The organism is Tolypothrix sp. PCC 7601 (assembly GCF_025677855.1).
Taxonomy (GTDB): domain Bacteria; phylum Cyanobacteriota; class Cyanobacteriia; order Cyanobacteriales; family Nostocaceae; genus Aulosira; species Aulosira diplosiphon.
On the sequence record NZ_CP064879.1, the window covers coordinates 3,713,475 to 3,729,336 of the forward strand.

At 40.7% G+C, this 15,862-nt stretch carries 18 protein-coding genes and 2 pseudogenes; 11 read left to right on the top strand and 9 right to left on the bottom strand.

Annotated elements, in window-relative coordinates:
• Nucleotides 1-131: 131 nt before the first annotated feature.
• The 3 genes and pseudogenes from HG267_RS15435 to lipB form a co-directional block, all read right to left on the bottom strand.
• Nucleotides 132-461 carry an XRE family transcriptional regulator gene (locus HG267_RS15435; protein WP_045872035.1) on the bottom strand — a complete coding sequence of 110 codons (330 nt, stop codon included), beginning with the start codon at nt 459-461 and terminating at the stop codon, nt 132-134.
• Nucleotides 458-824 (bottom strand): annotated as a pseudogene (locus HG267_RS15440) (type II toxin-antitoxin system RelE/ParE family toxin). The gene HG267_RS15435 and the pseudogene HG267_RS15440 overlap by 4 nt, the downstream one beginning before the upstream one ends.
• Nucleotides 825-903: 79 nt before the next feature.
• On the bottom strand, nt 904-1,578 hold the full coding sequence (gene lipB, locus HG267_RS15445; protein WP_045872143.1) for a lipoyl(octanoyl) transferase LipB: 675 nt from the start codon (nt 1,576-1,578) through the stop codon (nt 904-906).
• A gap of 634 nt (nt 1,579-2,212) precedes the next feature.
• Here lipB and hpf point away from each other — a divergent pair.
• Nucleotides 2,213-2,875, top strand: a complete 663-nt coding sequence (gene hpf, locus HG267_RS15450; RefSeq protein ID WP_045872034.1) for a ribosome hibernation-promoting factor, HPF/YfiA family — start codon at nt 2,213-2,215, stop codon at nt 2,873-2,875.
• A 267-nt stretch (nt 2,876-3,142) separates the two neighbouring features.
• Here hpf and HG267_RS15455 read toward each other — a convergent pair whose 3' ends face one another.
• A complete protein-coding gene (locus HG267_RS15455) occupies nt 3,143-3,604 on the bottom strand; it encodes a peroxiredoxin (protein ID WP_045872033.1) in 462 nt (153 codons plus the stop codon).
• Between the two features lie 381 nt (nt 3,605-3,985).
• Between HG267_RS15455 and HG267_RS15460 the strand changes: the two genes are divergently transcribed.
• Both HG267_RS15460 and HG267_RS15465 read left to right on the top strand, forming a co-directional pair.
• Complete coding sequence (locus HG267_RS15460; RefSeq protein ID WP_045872032.1) at nt 3,986-5,113, top strand: acyltransferase family protein; 1,128 nt, start codon at nt 3,986-3,988, stop codon at nt 5,111-5,113.
• Between the two features lie 51 nt (nt 5,114-5,164).
• On the top strand, nt 5,165-5,293 hold the full coding sequence (locus tag HG267_RS15465) for a hypothetical protein (RefSeq protein ID WP_263420065.1): 129 nt from the start codon (nt 5,165-5,167) through the stop codon (nt 5,291-5,293).
• Between the two features lie 17 nt (nt 5,294-5,310).
• Here the strand turns inward: HG267_RS15465 and HG267_RS15470 are convergent, their stop codons facing one another.
• Nucleotides 5,311-5,610 (bottom strand): aldehyde dehydrogenase family protein, encoded by a 300-nt coding sequence (locus HG267_RS15470; protein WP_045872031.1) that lies wholly within the window; start codon nt 5,608-5,610, stop codon nt 5,311-5,313.
• Between the two features lie 2 nt (nt 5,611-5,612).
• Nucleotides 5,613-6,506: a hypothetical protein gene (locus HG267_RS15475; RefSeq protein WP_045872030.1), complete on the bottom strand. Its 894-nt coding sequence runs from the start codon at nt 6,504-6,506 to the stop codon at nt 5,613-5,615.
• Nucleotides 6,507-7,113: 607 nt separating this feature from the next.
• Here HG267_RS15475 and HG267_RS15480 point away from each other — a divergent pair.
• From HG267_RS15480 to HG267_RS15515, 8 genes and pseudogenes are all read left to right on the top strand, one after another.
• A complete protein-coding gene (locus HG267_RS15480) occupies nt 7,114-7,278 on the top strand; it encodes a hypothetical protein (RefSeq protein WP_155539424.1) in 165 nt (54 codons plus the stop codon).
• 10 nt (nt 7,279-7,288) lie between these two features.
• A complete protein-coding gene (locus HG267_RS15485) occupies nt 7,289-8,023 on the top strand; it encodes an SDR family NAD(P)-dependent oxidoreductase (protein ID WP_045872029.1) in 735 nt (244 codons plus the stop codon).
• A gap of 45 nt (nt 8,024-8,068) precedes the next feature.
• A complete protein-coding gene (locus tag HG267_RS15490; RefSeq protein ID WP_228045583.1) occupies nt 8,069-8,317 on the top strand; it encodes a hypothetical protein in 249 nt (82 codons plus the stop codon).
• Nucleotides 8,318-8,719: 402 nt separating this feature from the next.
• A complete protein-coding gene (locus HG267_RS15495; protein WP_045872028.1) occupies nt 8,720-9,052 on the top strand; it encodes a DUF433 domain-containing protein in 333 nt (110 codons plus the stop codon).
• Nucleotides 9,049-9,408, top strand: a complete 360-nt coding sequence (locus HG267_RS15500; protein ID WP_045872027.1) for a DUF5615 family PIN-like protein — start codon at nt 9,049-9,051, stop codon at nt 9,406-9,408. Before HG267_RS15495 ends, HG267_RS15500 begins: the two co-directional genes overlap by 4 nt.
• Before the next feature lie 334 nt (nt 9,409-9,742).
• Nucleotides 9,743-10,054: an ATP-binding protein gene (locus HG267_RS15505; RefSeq protein WP_255325268.1), complete on the top strand. Its 312-nt coding sequence runs from the start codon at nt 9,743-9,745 to the stop codon at nt 10,052-10,054.
• A 56-nt stretch (nt 10,055-10,110) separates the two neighbouring features.
• A pseudogene (tnpC, locus tag HG267_RS15510) lies at nt 10,111-11,584 on the top strand (IS66 family transposase).
• A gap of 209 nt (nt 11,585-11,793) precedes the next feature.
• Nucleotides 11,794-12,594, top strand: coding sequence for a WD40 repeat domain-containing protein (locus tag HG267_RS15515; RefSeq protein WP_155539422.1), 801 nt, complete (start codon nt 11,794-11,796; stop codon nt 12,592-12,594).
• A gap of 146 nt (nt 12,595-12,740) precedes the next feature.
• Here HG267_RS15515 and HG267_RS15520 read toward each other — a convergent pair whose 3' ends face one another.
• From HG267_RS15520 to HG267_RS15530, 3 genes are all read right to left on the bottom strand, one after another.
• Nucleotides 12,741-14,144 carry an NAD(P)(+) transhydrogenase (Re/Si-specific) subunit beta gene (locus HG267_RS15520; protein WP_045872023.1) on the bottom strand — a complete coding sequence of 468 codons (1,404 nt, stop codon included), beginning with the start codon at nt 14,142-14,144 and terminating at the stop codon, nt 12,741-12,743.
• Complete coding sequence (locus tag HG267_RS15525; RefSeq protein WP_045872022.1) at nt 14,141-14,434, bottom strand: NAD(P) transhydrogenase subunit alpha; 294 nt, start codon at nt 14,432-14,434, stop codon at nt 14,141-14,143. The genes HG267_RS15520 and HG267_RS15525 overlap by 4 nt, the downstream gene beginning before the upstream one ends.
• A gap of 84 nt (nt 14,435-14,518) precedes the next feature.
• On the bottom strand, nt 14,519-15,682 hold the full coding sequence (locus HG267_RS15530; RefSeq protein WP_045872021.1) for a Re/Si-specific NAD(P)(+) transhydrogenase subunit alpha: 1,164 nt from the start codon (nt 15,680-15,682) through the stop codon (nt 14,519-14,521).
• Nucleotides 15,683-15,862 lie beyond the last annotated feature (180 nt).

The window sequence follows — 15,862 nt, forward strand, 5'->3', positions numbered from 1 at the left end:
CTCTAGCAATAACCACTAAAACACAAATATGTGAGTATTGCCCAGGTGGGGCTTAGGGATGTAGATGCATAGCACCTACTCTGCGAATTTTCCCCAGGAGTACTCGTAGGATGGGAGTTAACAGGAAATAGTTAGCTGTCTACAAGGTCACTTAGCATATTGAGGCGAACAGGTGGCTTATTTGGAAGCTCAACGGTAATAATGAGACTGCCGCCCATCGCGGCAATATAGTTTTGGAGAGTGGAAAGTAACATATCCGATTCTCTTTCCAGACGTGACACGTTCGACTGTGGCATTTCTAAGTTTTTAGAAATTTCCGCTTGTGTTAGTCCTGCTGCTTTTCGTAGCTCCTGCAAGGTGAGATATTCTACTTCTATTTCTTCCGCCCGCGCCTGTATGCGCTCCTTACGGTCTTCTGGCAAATTATCCCATATACTTTGTAAGATTTTCCCTTTAGTCATTGTTCTTCCTCTTGTAACTGGGTCAAATGATTGTCAAAGCGTTCATCGGCCTTTTTGATCAGTTGCTTGTAAAATCGTTTTTCACTCGTCCCAGATTTATCGCCAGCGACCAGTACAATGGCTTGACGTTGCGTGCGGATCGAAGGCAAAGGCCGCGCGCCACACACCATTATCTGCTGTAAATCGCAACTCTTTCATATTTGCGTGTTTAGAAGCTTTAAGTGTGTCTACATGGGGTCTACCTAGCAGAGGCCCATACTTTTCCAACAAGACTATTTCGGCTAATAAACCATCCTGCACCGCTTCGTCAAACTCTAAGAATTCCTGTGCAAATAAAGGATGTAATTCAACATTCCAGCACATGCCAATAACTTATCATACATGATATATATCATCAATGATATTATTATTCGTGCTTGTTAAAGAGACCAAGATATGAAAGTCAGGATACTGAAAATAATTCCTTGTCTACGGACTCAACCAATTCCACTGCAAAAACTTCCGCAAAGGACTTTGCTATCTGGGGACGTACTTGTTCGCAGGTAATGTCAGGAATCCATGCAGCTAGACTGGCTACAGGTTTATCGGCTATACCGCAGGGGACAATTTGACTAAAGCCTGTCATCTCAGGACAGACGTTAAAAGCAAAGCCGTGCATTGTAATCCAACGGCTGACTTTAATACCAATCGCTGCAATTTTACGTCCTTCTACCCAAACACCTGTAAAACCGGGAATTCGTTCGCCTTGCAAATTGTAAACGGCTAGTACCCGAATTAAAACTTCTTCTAGTTGGCGCAAGTACCAATGCAAGTCTTTTTGATGGCGTTGCAGATTTAAAATTGGATACCCTACGAGTTGACCCGGACAATGGTAAGTAACTTCGCCGCCACGTTCAATTCTATGGACTTCAAATTTAGTTTGCTCAGGGTCAAATTTGAGAAAATCTAATTTAGCTCCTTGTCCCAAAGTATAGACAGGAGGATGCTCTAGCAAAATTAGCACGTCATCGAGCTGAGGATTTTGGATGCGATCGCTCATCAGCGAACGTTGCCATTCTAGCGCCTCAATATAAGGCAGTAATCCCTGGTTATATAACAAACAACGATGATGATGCATTTGCTTACTACGGATTAGAGCAAAAATCAACTGGTTTTGGAACGAAATATATTGCAAGTAGACTGGTTTGAGTCAACAATTGTCAAGCTATGCAAAGGATTTTAAAGGAACATCAAGGGAATTGGCTTTAGAAAATACAAAGTGCTAGTTTGAATATATAACCTCGAATGGTTCTAGGAGGAATCTTCTGCAATAAGCATCACGCCAACACAAGAAGAAGAAATGCACTGGCTGATGACGTCTAAATAAATTGTTTGCATCGACAACACAAATATTCTCTATCCCACGTGAGCAAACTACCTGTAATATTAGCGGAACAACTACTTCTATTTATGTAAAGATTGTTCCAAAATTCCCAGCAGGTAAAGGATAAGCTGCTCAGACTACCTCAATACAGGTATCTCGCTTTGGTTAACTAATTGCCTGACAACCAGTTATCAACCGATGCAGAGATAGAGAAAATCATTAAGTGGAACGCGCAATCATAAACGAAGATACAACAATGATGATGGTAGGCGTAACGGTAGTACATAAAAAACTTCAAATATTGTATTGGCGGCAGTGATAGACCTTACCGCAATTTCGTTACAAAACCAAACCAATTCATATTAAATATTTGAGCGGGAGAGTTTACATGAAGCTTGTCATCCACGGCAAAAATATTGAAATTACCGATGCGATTCGGGAATATGTGCATCAAAAAATCGAAAAAGCAGTTAGTCACTTTCAGAACATCACCAATGAAGTGGATGTGCATTTAAGCGTAGCTCGCAATCCCCGAATTAACCCCAGACAGGCGGCTGAAGTGACTATTTATGCCAATGGTAACGTCATCCGTGCCGAGGAAAGCAGCGAGAATCTATATGCCAGTATTGACTTGGTAGCAGATAAAATTGCTCGTCAACTGCGTAAGTATAAAGAAAGACGACATGATAAGAAAACTCAGAGTCAACCTACTAATGAGTTAGTAGTTCCCCAACCAGTAGTTGCAGATTTAATTGGCGATCGCACTCCAGAATTACCCAATGAGATTGTCCGCACCAAGTACTTCTCAATGCCGCCAATGACTGTTACAGAAGCGTTGGAACAACTCCAACTGGTAGGACATGACTTTTATATGTTCCTCAATTCTGAAACAGGTGAAATTAACGTCATTTATGAACGTAACCACGGTGGTTACGGTGTAATTCAACCACGTCATAATAACGGCCATACCAACGGTCATAGCAATGGTAAAAATGGCAAGACAGCTAATGCTAATTTTGTCATTTCCGAAAAACCGTTTTTGGCTAAATGAGCAACCGGGGATTGGTTACTAAGAAATATAACAGCAACGTCAGGCACGGAGGATAACAAGACAAGCAATATAAGAAGGACAAGGGAGTGTTTCCCCTTGTCCTTCTCTCTTTTTAAGAATTGTTGACGGTTGACTGCTGACAGTTCACAGTTAACCGTCAACAGTTAACCGTCAACAGTCAACAGTCAACAGTCAACAGTCAACAGTCAACAGTCAACAGTCAACAGTCAAAAACTTCAAGCTGAATAATTGATTTTTTGAAGTCGCTTAGACAGCTTGCAGTTGCTGCAGCTTTTTCAAAGCCTCGTCAACATGGCCTTGAAAGTTAAACATCGAATCAAAAACATATTGCACAACTCCCTGTTGGTCAATTACATAGGTGACTCGTCCAGGTAATAAACCAAAGGCGGCTGTTGCACCATATTCCTTACGAACTTTGTCGCCTTTGTCACTCAGTAGAATAAACGGTAAATTGTACTTGGCAGCAAATTGCTGGTGTGATTGATTAGAATCCCCACTCACGCCAATCACCTCAGCGCCAGCATTTTTAAACACTTCATAGCGATCGCGAAAAGCACAAGATTCAGCCGTACATCCCGGTGTATCATCCTTGGGATAAAAGTACAGCACAACAGCACTTTTACCGCGAAAATCTCTCAGGTTAACGGTTTCACCATTTTGAGCAGGTAAGCTGAAATCAGGAGCAGTATCTCCAACTTTAACTGGCATAGTCTTAAAAAAAATTAATACTCAAGTTTCAAACACTATTAGGGATTCTAATTGATTGCAGAGAATTTTGTTTAGTTTTGTAACTGGAGTACTGCTAGATATTTCCTTAAAAGCCTTATGGGAGCTAGACTCTAGCAAACATATTCTGATTTTGGCTTGACGCTCAATGTTTGCCTGAGAGTTCTTGGTGGAGTGGAAAATGTGATGCGATCGCAACTTTTACCTGGATGACAAAATCAGCGTAGCTTTATCTGTGCAAAAATCCCGGCATAGCTGAATTTGAGTTTAAAAAATTTTAACTTCTGTGTTTGTCTAGATATTTTCCTTGCTCGTCAGCACTAGCAGGAGTAATGTTAGATCTCTAAAGACAAATTTCTGTTTATGCGCCTGACCTCACTAGATGTTTTTCGTGGCATTACTATCGCCGGAATGATTCTCGTCAATATGGCGGGAGTTGCTGATGATAAATATCCTCCCTTAGACCATGCTGCATGGAATGGCTGCACACCAACGGATTTGGTGTTTCCCTTCTTCTTATTCATTATTGGTGTGGCGATGACTTTCTCGCTGTCAAAATACACCGAAGGCGACAAACCACAATCGGCAGTTTACTGGCGGATTTTGCGCCGTGCGGCAATTCTCTTCGCTTTGGGTTTATTGCTCAACGGCTTTTGGAATAAGGGTATTTGGACTTTTGATTTCAGTAGCATCCGGTTGATGGGAGTGTTGCAACGCATCGGTTTGGCTTATCTATTTGCTTCCTTAATAGTCCTGAAGTTACCGCGTAAGGCTCAATGGATATTCGCCGCCGCCATACTCATTGGCTATTGGCTGGCGATGATGTATGTACCCGTACCCGGTTATGGTGCTGGCGTTCTCACCAGGGAAGGTAACCTTGGCGCATATATTGACCGCTTAATTATACCGAAAGCACATCTGTACAAGGGTGATGGCTTTAACTTCATGGGCGATCCAGAGGGAATTTTTAGTACTATTCCTGCAATTGTTAGCGTATTAGCTGGCTACTTTGCAGGTAATTGGATACGTTCTCAAACAGTACAATCACGTATAAGTATTGGTTTAGCTTTATTTGGTATTGGTTGCTTAATTGTAGGTTGGGCGTGGGGATGGACATTTCCCATCAACAAAAAAATTTGGACGAGTTCCTATGTTGTCTTTACTAGCGGTTGGGCGTTGCTTTTGTTAGCCACTTGTTACGAACTCATCGAAGTTAGGCAGATACGTCGCTGGAGTAAACCATTTGAGATTATGGGACTAAATGCGATCGCGCTTTTCGTTGCTTCAGTCTTACTGATTAAAATCTTCGTGAGAACCAACATCGGTACTGGTGATAATGCTCCCACTACCTACGATTGGATTTACCAAAATGTGTTCGCTTCCTGGGCTGGAACTTTCAACGGTTCACTATTATTTGCCCTTGTCACCGTTTTATTTTGGTGGGTAGTTGCGGTAATTATGTATCGCCAACGCTGGTTTTTGAAAGTGTAAAAATAATTTGTAATTCGTAATTCGTAATTCGTAATTTTGAAATTTAAGGGTATGTTCGCCATCAGCCTTAACGCACCAAAAACCCTGGCAGAGGTGATTTACGCTGATATACCCTATGTGCATTTCAACCATCAAATAACTGAAAAACAAAGCCTGCGATCGCAGGCTTTGTTGGTTTAACTTCACGCGGTTTCAGCTTACAGTTTGATTGTCACTGTTTTAATTTCGGTGTATTGTTGCAAGCCATACTCACCTAATTCTCGACCAATACCTGACTGCTTAAAGCCACCAAAAGGTGCAGCAGCGTCAAATACGTCGTAGCAGTTTACCCACACAGTACCAGCACGCACATTATTTGCGATCGCATGGGCTTTAGTAATATCCTGAGTCCACACGGCGGCGGCGAGTCCATACATGGTGTTATTTGCCCGCTCAATTACCTCATCAATATCCTTAAATTTCAGGATAATAGTCTCTTGCTGCAATATTAATCGCAATCTTATCTGTATTTGCTATTAAAACAAAATTCCAAACATTCTTGTTGTGCTTTTTGAAAGAAATTTTGTTGAATATTTACAAAGTCACGGAAGCCAATAAATGCAAGCTCTTGAACATCTATTTGAATATGGCTCAAATATCTTATTGCTAAGTTCAAAGCTTCTAAAGCAGCATCTGCATGTTTTTTGTCAACACCATAATTGTTATAATTACCATGAATAACAACCCAATACCAAGAACTAATTTTTTTACTAGAAAAATCTATTTTCCCATTGGTATCTTTTAAGTATTTATCAAATGCTAATCCCGAATTTTCCTGACGTACAATTTTATCAATAATTGAGTATTCACGGTGAGCAAGTATTTCCGAGGCGATGTGGAAACCTATAGATTTTATTAGCGCCTCAATATTACCTGGAATTCCTTGGTATCCTTCTACAAACTGATTGATTAAGGTTGCTAGCCAATCAGGCGTTTTAGCAAATTCATTCCTTTGTTGTGCATTCAAACAAGCATAGCTACCAATAGCTTTTAGAGTTGCTTGTGCTAAAGTGCGATGTGCAAAATATTTTTGATGTTTATCAGAATGTTCCTCAATAGCAGCCTCTAAAACTTTTGCAGCAACCTCCATTCCTCGGTCTGCTTCATCGTCAATTGAACAATTTGGTTCTCGAAAAAATTCACGCGATAAACCAATTGAACTTGCTAATCTTGCAACACATGAACCAGCGACTCCATTAAAATAAGTATATCGCTGCATAAATAAGTAAAAAACATCGGGACGTTCATACGCTAAACGGCAAGATATTTCTACTGTTTTATCTAGCACAGAAAAATTAAAATAGTTGTCAAATTCTTGTTGGCTAAGAAAAGATTTTGCTGTTAAAATCACCATCACTGATGCTCCAAAAACGGAAGGATTAAGGTCATCTAAAAAATCGCTAAAAGCTTTACAAAATAAGCGTTAGAAGTGATTTCTGTAATTCTCAACAACAATAATAAAATGCCTATTATTTCGCAGTTTATTGCGATTAAATATATTTAAATCTGAAAGTCGCTCTCAGACTAGCATCAAAGTGACTGAACTCTTACCAAAAAACTATCTTAAAATTGTAAGATAATTATTTATTTCTATGTTTGATTATTATCTAATAATTTAGAATATTTTGTCAATTATGTTATTTCTATCTATCTATTCTGAAAAGTTTTGTGAATTTTGTATAATTAATTTAAAGAAAAAATTATTTTTGTAAATTAACTATTCATTTTATTAATCTTACTAGCAGATGTTTGCTTTTTATTTACTCATACTATCGCATAAAGCATTTATGAGCAAAAAAATTATAAGCAATAAGCTAAATATGGTTGAGATTCATCGCTTATTGATTTAGATACCTCAGAAAAATTGCAAGTAGCAGGGGAAGCGTTAGTACAAATAGTGCGACTTAGAAATAATTCGCTATACTGGTTTAGGTGTGGTTATGGGCAATGCACATATATTAATGAAAGATGAAGTAATGAAAGATGAAGCTGATTGGGTTGCCCCAAAAATGGAAGAGGATAAAGCAGCTTACGTAATCGCAAAATTTTTTTTGAATCAATCTTACACGTTGCCTGCGGTGGCAAATTTCAAAAGTCTATTTTTTGAGTATGAAATTTTTTATTAATAAGTAGCTTATGGCAGGCGTAATTATTACAGGTGGGAATTCTGGGATTGGTAGAGCAACTGCAATTTTATTTGCACAGAAAGGTTATCAAGTAACCATCGCGGCAAGGCGATTAGAGGCACTGATAAAAGTGCAGCAAGAAATCAAAGAATTTGGGGGCGATTGTTCAATTATCCCTACCAATGTTTCTATTGCAGAGGAAGTTGAGAAATTGATGGAACATGCGATTTCTCAATGGGGGACAATCGACGTGGTTATCAATGCAGCGGGGGTTCTTCATTCAGGAACTATCTTGGATACTGATGAAGCAGCTTGGGATCGCATAATTGATATCAATCTCAAAGGTACATTTTTAGTTAATCAAGCAGCATTACGTCATATGCTACCTCGAAAGTCAGGGTCGATTGTGAATGTGGCTTCGGATTTAGGTGTTACAGGAGGACGTAATATCGCTGCCTATTGTGCTTCTAAAGGTGGAGTTGTGTTACTTACTAAAGCGATGGCTTTAGACCATTCTCACGAAGGTGTACGAGTAAATGTACTTTGTCCTGGTGTTGTAACAACACCGATGATTGCTGAAGTAGATGAAGCCGAACGAGCGCAATGGGAAAGTGTTGTTCCTCTAAAACGTTTTGCTACAGCACAAGAAGTGGCTGAAGCTGCTTACTTTTTAGCTCATTCTCAATATGCAACGGGAAGTTGTTTATTGCTTGATGGAGGAAATACAGCAGGTGGAGCCGTTTAACTATACGACTATCGTCTTCGTTTCGGAATTGAAAGCAGCTATCGGATGAAAAATCAATGCCGGATTAAAACTACTATCAAAAATCCCATTATTCGGCTTCTGTTTGTTGGTCTAGCTTTTTTAATTATTAATATTTGGATTTATTTAGTATGGCATTATCTCAGTCGTTTAAAAAGAAGTACTAGACAAGTTTTTTCTCACTTATTTACTCTCAAACAAATGCTTGAATTTTTACGCCAAGCAGTAGACCGCAACTATGGGGTAGCCTGCGAAGTTTATTTACCGTCTGGCTGATGTTAGTTGCTTGGTATTTGGAGGATTTTAATAAGCTAAAGTTATCATTTATTCAAGTCTTTCAGCTTTTGCACTTTTCTCCAAAAACGGTATCACAGACTACTATTTTTTAGCGATCGCCAAACTTTTCGGTCTACTGACAGTAAAAATTGGTCATCCGTAAAAATTCTGTTACCAAAACTGTTACGAGCGTATTATTTGCGATCGCCTACTTTATGATGATCTGTAGTTAAGCTCCTCACACACACTTACAGCCGTGGAACTTTATGTTTCACGGTCTTTTCCTCTAAGTGACAAATTCTTGTCGTTGTTATTTCACGAAGAGGCTCATATAAAAGGTTCAAATCACTTAATTAAGCTAAAATAATCAACAAAATAAACCTTTTTATTGAAGGTAGAGTCATGCAATTAGAAGATTATTTTGACTTTCTCTCATCTGATGATATTCGCCTCAAAGGACACCGCGTTGGTATAGACAATGTAATTGATTACTATTTAGAAGGATATACACCAGAAGAAATAGCTGCGAACTTACCTGATATCAGCTTAGAGCAAATTTACGCGACTATTACTTATTATTTACATAATCGCACTGAAATTGATACCTATATTTCACGCTTGGCAAAGTGGAGAGAAGAACGTTATCAAAAATCAATTGCTCATCCCTCACCTTTAGCAGAACGCTTAAGAAAATTGAAACTTACAAAATCTGAACAGCAGGTAAATCAGTTGTGAAGGTACGTTTTTTATTAGATGAGAATTTGCCTCCACGTTTAAAGTTAGCGGTTTTAAGGTTGAATCCTGAGATAGATATTGTGCGTGTGGGTGAAGACAATGCACCAGCAACAGGTACTTTAGATCCTGATGTTTTGCTTTATCTGAAATTATCTCAAAGAATTTTGGTAACAGATAATCGTGCTAGTATGCCAGGACATTTAGAAACACATTGGGCTAAAGGTGAACATATTTGGGGTTTACTGTGGTTACGTCCTCGCACACCAATAGGAAGGATAGCGCAAGAACTTGTGTTTGTTTGGGAAGCTACTGAAGCCGAAGAATGGATTGATAAATTGGAATGGATTCCATTTTAGTACAAGTCCAAAGACGTGATTTAGTTAGATATTGAGAAAAAAGCGATCGCTTTTTTATTTCACGCAAAGGAAGAGAGAAAGGGCGATCGCTTTTGATTTATAAAGTAAAAATCAATACACGAAGAGATTATTTAGAGGATAAATTGTTTCTGCTCAGATAAGCCTTACTAAGGGTTTCCTGTACTTTTGGCTAAGGATAATTACTGAGGCATTTTAACATTATATGATCGAAAATTGTTGATGGTTGGCAATAATATCTGGATTTAGCAGTTTGGTAAAGCTTCTAGATAGTCTTGTCATGAAATCACAAGTACTTATCTAACTGGAGAAAATCTTGAATACTTACACAATAATTATGCTAGGCCCATCTGGATCTGGCAAGACAGTTTTTTTAGCGAGTATGTATAAGAAGCTATCCACTCAGGGAGAGCATGGCTTCTTTTTAGAAGTTGATGGAGCAGAAAAAAGAAAGCGGCTGAACAACATCTATACACAAATTGCTGTTGACGAGAAATGGCCTAAAGGGACAACGTATAGCGAAATTTCAGAATGGACTTTTACTTGTCGTGTTCAGACAGAAAACTTACCAATTTATTCAGCTTGCAAATTTGCATATTTGGATTATGCTGGTGGCAGACTAACGTAAGGATTCAGGTGGCAGAGTATTGACAAAGGGATCGCTTGAGGAGGAGTATCACAGATATGAACCAAAACCTGCCTCAAGATTTAGACCGGGAAAGCTTGAACCAGTTATCGAAACAAGAACTGGTAGAGATAATCATTGAGCAGAGCAAGGTAATAGGTGAATTACAGAAAACAGTATTAGAACTACAGCAAGAAATAGAACGTTTAAAAGTCAGCAGAGATTTAGACAGCAAAACCTCATCTAAGCCGCCATCAGGGGACATCCTCAAAAAGAGTGAAAACAAAAAAAGCAGCACCGCAAGAAGAATCAAATCATCCCAAAAGAAAGCCAGGTGGGCAACCAGGGCATCAAGGTAAGACCCGTAAGGGTTTTGGTAGAGTAGATCGTTGTGAAATCTTACGTCCAAGTGATTGTGTCTGTTGTGGTCAAAAAGCGTTTGCGGCTGTGGCAGTAAAAGTAGAAAAACAGTCTGTAGCGCAACTAGTGGAGCGTCCCATTGAAATAGTTGAGTATCAACGCCATACGTGCCAGTGTGAGTACTGTGGCAATATACAAACAGCCTCCTGGTCACAAGATATCATCCCAGGACAGGATTTAGGGATTTCTTTACAGGCATTTTTAGGATGGGCAAATAATTATGCACATATGCCCTATGAAAAACAGCAAGAAATGTTGTGGGAGTTAGGTCAAATTGAAATTGGGCTGGGAACTTTAGTCACCACAAATGAACGAATTCAAACAGCGATTCAACCAAGCATTACTGAGTTAAGTAATTGGGTAAAACAGACACAACCTAACATTCATGTGGATGAAACACCTTGGTCTGTCAAGGGAGTTAAAGAATGGTTGTGGGTAGTTGCCAATTCTGAGTTTTGCCTGTTTACTGCTGCTGACACTCGTTCCAGAGCAGAACTAGAAGCCATTTTAGGGGCTAAATATACAGGGGTAATCAGCAGCGATGATTTTAGTGTTTACAATGGCTATGCGGTGCCTGAGCAGCAGAAATGTTTGGCTCATCTACGCCGTCACTTCAAAAAACTAATTCAACTTCCAGGTCTTCACAACCAAGCTATTGGTGAAGCATTTGTGGATTTAATTGATGAAGCTTTTGGAAATTATGCCCAATGGTTTGAGACTCTTGACTGCGCCAGTTATAACGATTGGGTCAATCAATTCAAATCTAAATTGCAACAAACACTTGATGACTGGATTAACTTAGCCGGAGCTACAGCAGGAAACCTTTTACGTTCCTTGCGCGATAAAGCCTCCCAATGGTGGTATTTCCTTGACAACCCTGAAGTTCCTCCTGATAACAATCAAGCCGAGCGATCGCTGCGTTTGGCTGTGACAAAACGTAAAGTTAGTGGTGGTTCCCGTTCGATGGAGCGGTTTCAACATACTGCCAATTTGTTGACGGTGGTTCAAACCTGTCGTCGTCAAAGTCTGTCTGTTATTGATTTTTTTGTACAAGCACTAATTGCTGACTCTATTAATTCTCAGTCTCGCCCTTCTCTAGTTCCTCAATTTTAGACCTGAATCCTTACGAATGCCAAACCCTAAAGCCATATATTTTAGGTATTAAGCAGACATATACACAACAACAAGTATTAGTCGAACAAAGGGATAATTCATGGGATGTATCTACTTATAGATTTACAGGTGAAATTAGTTCAGTTGCCTTTTTCCCCAATGATAATTGCATTGCTATTCGACAACATAATATAATTCTTGTCTGGAATTTGAATGAAAAACGAATAGTTAATGAATTCTCAAGTGAAAAGAGAAGTTCTAGTGGTTATCCTGCTCCACTCGTTATCAATCCGACTGGAGAATTTATTGCTAGTGCCATGATTGAAGATATAGATCAAAATTTTGTTAAATTATGGAATGTAAATACAAAGCAAGTCAAAGACCTTGGTGAACACCTATGGAATGGTCTTCATAGAGTTAGAGCAATAGCTTTTACCCCGGATAGTAAAATTGTTGCTAGTGGTGGTGGAGATAAGACTATTCAACTATGGGATGCTAAAGAAGAACGGTTAGAACTTGGTAAACTTACTGGACATTCTAGTGAAGTCAGATGTCTAGTGATTTCTCCAGATGGGGAAATTCTTGTGAGTGGTGATGGACACGGAGTTATTAAATTTTGGAATTTGAGAACAAAAAGAGAAATTCGCAGTATACAAGCCAGTTCATTGCCTGTTCGCTCACTAGCATTTAGCCCAGATAGTCAAATGCTGGTTAGTGGTAGTGATGACTATAGCATCAAACTTTGGAATGCAAAGACAGGAAGAGAAAATTGTACGCTTGGACAGCACTCAGCCTCAGTGAACTCAGTAGCTTTTAGTCCTGATGGTGAGATAATTGTCAGTGGAAGTGATGACTGTAAAATCCAAATTTGGCAATTAAAAAGTCAATCTGCTATTTCCGTTCTTTCTGGACACACTAGCGCAATCACATCAGTAGCTTTTAGTCCTGATGGTAAAACTATTGTTAGTGGTAGTAAGGATTGTACAGTTAGACTGTGGCAGCATATCTAAAGCGTTGTTAATCTCTGTAAACCACTACCCGTAATATTTGCCTTCATACACCAACAAAAAACTTGCCTCAGAAGCATTACACTTCCAAGGCAAGCCAACTCTTTATTTCTTGTTTTACTTCGCGCCCTTCGCGTCTTTGCGGTTCGTTAAAGCTGCTTCACTTCAGAAACCAACTTCGACACCATATCCTTCGCGCTACCAAAGAGCATTGTGGTTTTATCTTTGTAGAACAACTCATTATCTACACCGGCAAAACCTGTACTCATCCCGCGTTTAATCACAATTGTCTGCTTCGCCCGATCTACTTCCAAAATTGGCATTCCATAAATTGGACTATTTACATCAGTACGCGCCGCCGGATTGACTACATCATTAGCCCCAATTACTAAAGCTACATCCGCTTGTTCAAACTGGGGATTAATATCATCCATGTCATACAACTGGGTATAAGCCACATTCGCCTCAGCCAACAACACGTTCATGTGTCCTGGCATTCTTCCCGCTACAGGGTGAATGGCATATTTCACATCAACACCCATGCGTTCTAGTTGATCAGCCAACTCCCGCACGCTATGTTGTGCTTGAGCAACCGCCATCCCATAACCAGGCACAATTACTACAGAACGGGCATAACCCAACATCATCGCGCCTTCTTCGGGATCGATGCTGCGAACGGTTTGATCAATTGCACCACCAGCCGCCGCACCACCAGCCGCACTGCCTGTACCAAAAGCACTGAACAGCACACTGAACAGAGAACGGTTCATGGCTTTACACATAATCTCGGTGAGGATCAGTCCTGATGCTCCCACCAACGCCCCAGCGATGATTAACATATTGTTCATCACCACGAAACCTGCGGCGGATGCTGCTACACCAGATAAGGAGTTCAACAGCGAAATTACTACAGGCATATCGCCCCCACCAATGGGGATGACGAACATAACACCGAGTATTAGAGAAACAGCAACTACTGCTAAGAATATAGGTAGGCTATCTGGTGTGACGATTAAGTAGGCACTACCGACTATATAAGCACCCAGCAGTAATAGGTTAAATGGTTGCTGGAAAGGAAATGTAATCGGGGAACCGCTTATTAAACCTTGCAATTTGGCGAAGGCGAGAAAACTACCTGTGAAGGTAACACCACCGATTAACACATCCAGCAGCATGGAAATGTTGACATCCAGAGGTATGGGTGCGCCTGAATCCAATAAACGCCAGAATTCAGCGACAGCAACTAATGCGGAAGCTGCACCACCCAAACCGTTGAGTAAGCCCACCATTTGGGGCATTTCCGTCATTTGCACTTTATAAGCTGCGATCGCACCTAAACCCGATCCAATCGCCAAGCCTAACAAAATCATCTCGTAGTTCAACACGTGTTGATCCAACATTGTGGCGACAATCGCCAACAACATCCCCACGGCGGCGACAACATTACCGTTCCTAGCTGTTGCAGGTGAACCTAGCTTTTTTAACCCCAGAATAAATAAGGATGCAGCGACTAAATACGTTAACTGAATCCCAGTTGGTAGAAAATCGCTCACGCCTTAATCTCCTTTTTCTTAAACATTTGCAACATTCTATCTGTCACTAGGAAGCCACCCACAACGTTGACTGTCGCTAGTACTACAGCAATTAAACCGAGAATCACTGCCACACTGGTTTCCCTTGCACCAGAAGCTACAATCGCCCCCAGTACCGCAATGCCAGAAATCGCGTTTGATCCCGACATCAAGGGAGTGTGTAAAGTAGGTGGCACTTTGTTGATGACTTCAAACCCAATAAAAGATGCCAACACAAATACAAACAAAGCAGCAAGTAATGCCTCTGACATGAAATAAAAACTCCTTGTTTAAATGGGCATGGGGCATTGGGCATTGGGCATTGGTAATTTCTCCTTGTCCCCAGTCCCCAATCCCTAACCTCTAACTTTCAACGCTGCTAATTCTTCACTTACTCGTTGATTGCGAATCTCGCCTGCATGGGTGACGCAAGCTGCGTCAACGATGTCATCGGCAAAGTCTACCTGCAAAGCTTTCTCTTTACTAATCAGTAGTTGCATCAACGATGTCAGGTTTTTGGCATACAGTTGGCTGGCGTGAACGGGCATTGATGATGGTAAATTGATCGGCCCGATGATGGTGATCCCGTTCCACACGATGTCTTTACCAGGATCGGTACAGGCACAGTTACCACCTTGTTCGGCAGCTAAGTCTACAATCACTGAACCTGGCTTCATCTGTCTCACCATTTCTTCGGTGACTAACAGTGGGGCTTTTTTCCCGGGAACTTGGGCTGTGGTAATCACCACATCGGCATTTTTAACGTGTTCGGTAACAACTTCTTGAGTGCGTTGTTTGCTAGCTTCGGAGATTTCTTTGGCATAGCCACCAGCCGCCACAGTGTCTTCTTCGAGTTGCACTTCGACGAATTTTGCGCCTAAGCTTTGCACTTCTTCTTTCACGGCGGGACGGATATCAAAGGCTTCTACCACTGCTCCCAAGCGTCTAGCAGTAGCGATCGCTTGCAATCCAGCGACACCTGCCCCCATGATAAATATTTTCGCTGGGGCGATCGTGCCTGCAGCTGTGGTGAGCATGGGGAAGTATTTCGGTAATGCAGCAGCAGCTATTAACACAGATTTGTAGCCAGCTAGGGATGCTTGCGAGGACAATGCATCCATGCTTTGCGCCCTGGTGGTTCTGGGGATCAATTCCATACTCAAGGCTGTTACTTGGCGATTTGCCAGTTTTTCTACTATCGCCGGATTTCCTAAGGGATTCAGGAAGCTAATTAATACAGAGCCTGCTTTGAGAAAATCAATTTCTGAACGTCCGTCTTCTCTTTCTTGTGGCGGACTAACCTTCAATAAAATATCTGCTTCGCGCCATAATGTAGCGGGATCGCCAATAATTTTCGCTCCTGCTGCTTCATAGGCAGAATCACTAAAAAATGAGCGCTCTCCCGCGCCTGTTTCTACCCAAACTTCTAAACCTTGTTTTACCAATTTGGCCACAACATCTGGAATTAAAGCTACACGACGCTCACCAACTTCTATTTCTTTAGCTACTGCTATTCTCATGAAATCTCCTGGAGATAAATACCTAATCTCTGCAAATTTTGTAGTTTTTTGCTGAATAATTCCCCGCTCTCAATAGCTCATAGGCTGGTTATTTCAGCCATTGCGCTGCTCTATAAATTGCCGCTTGACCTTTTGTTTTTCTACTGAATCGCTGCCTAGGTCAAGATTCAGCTTGCTAGT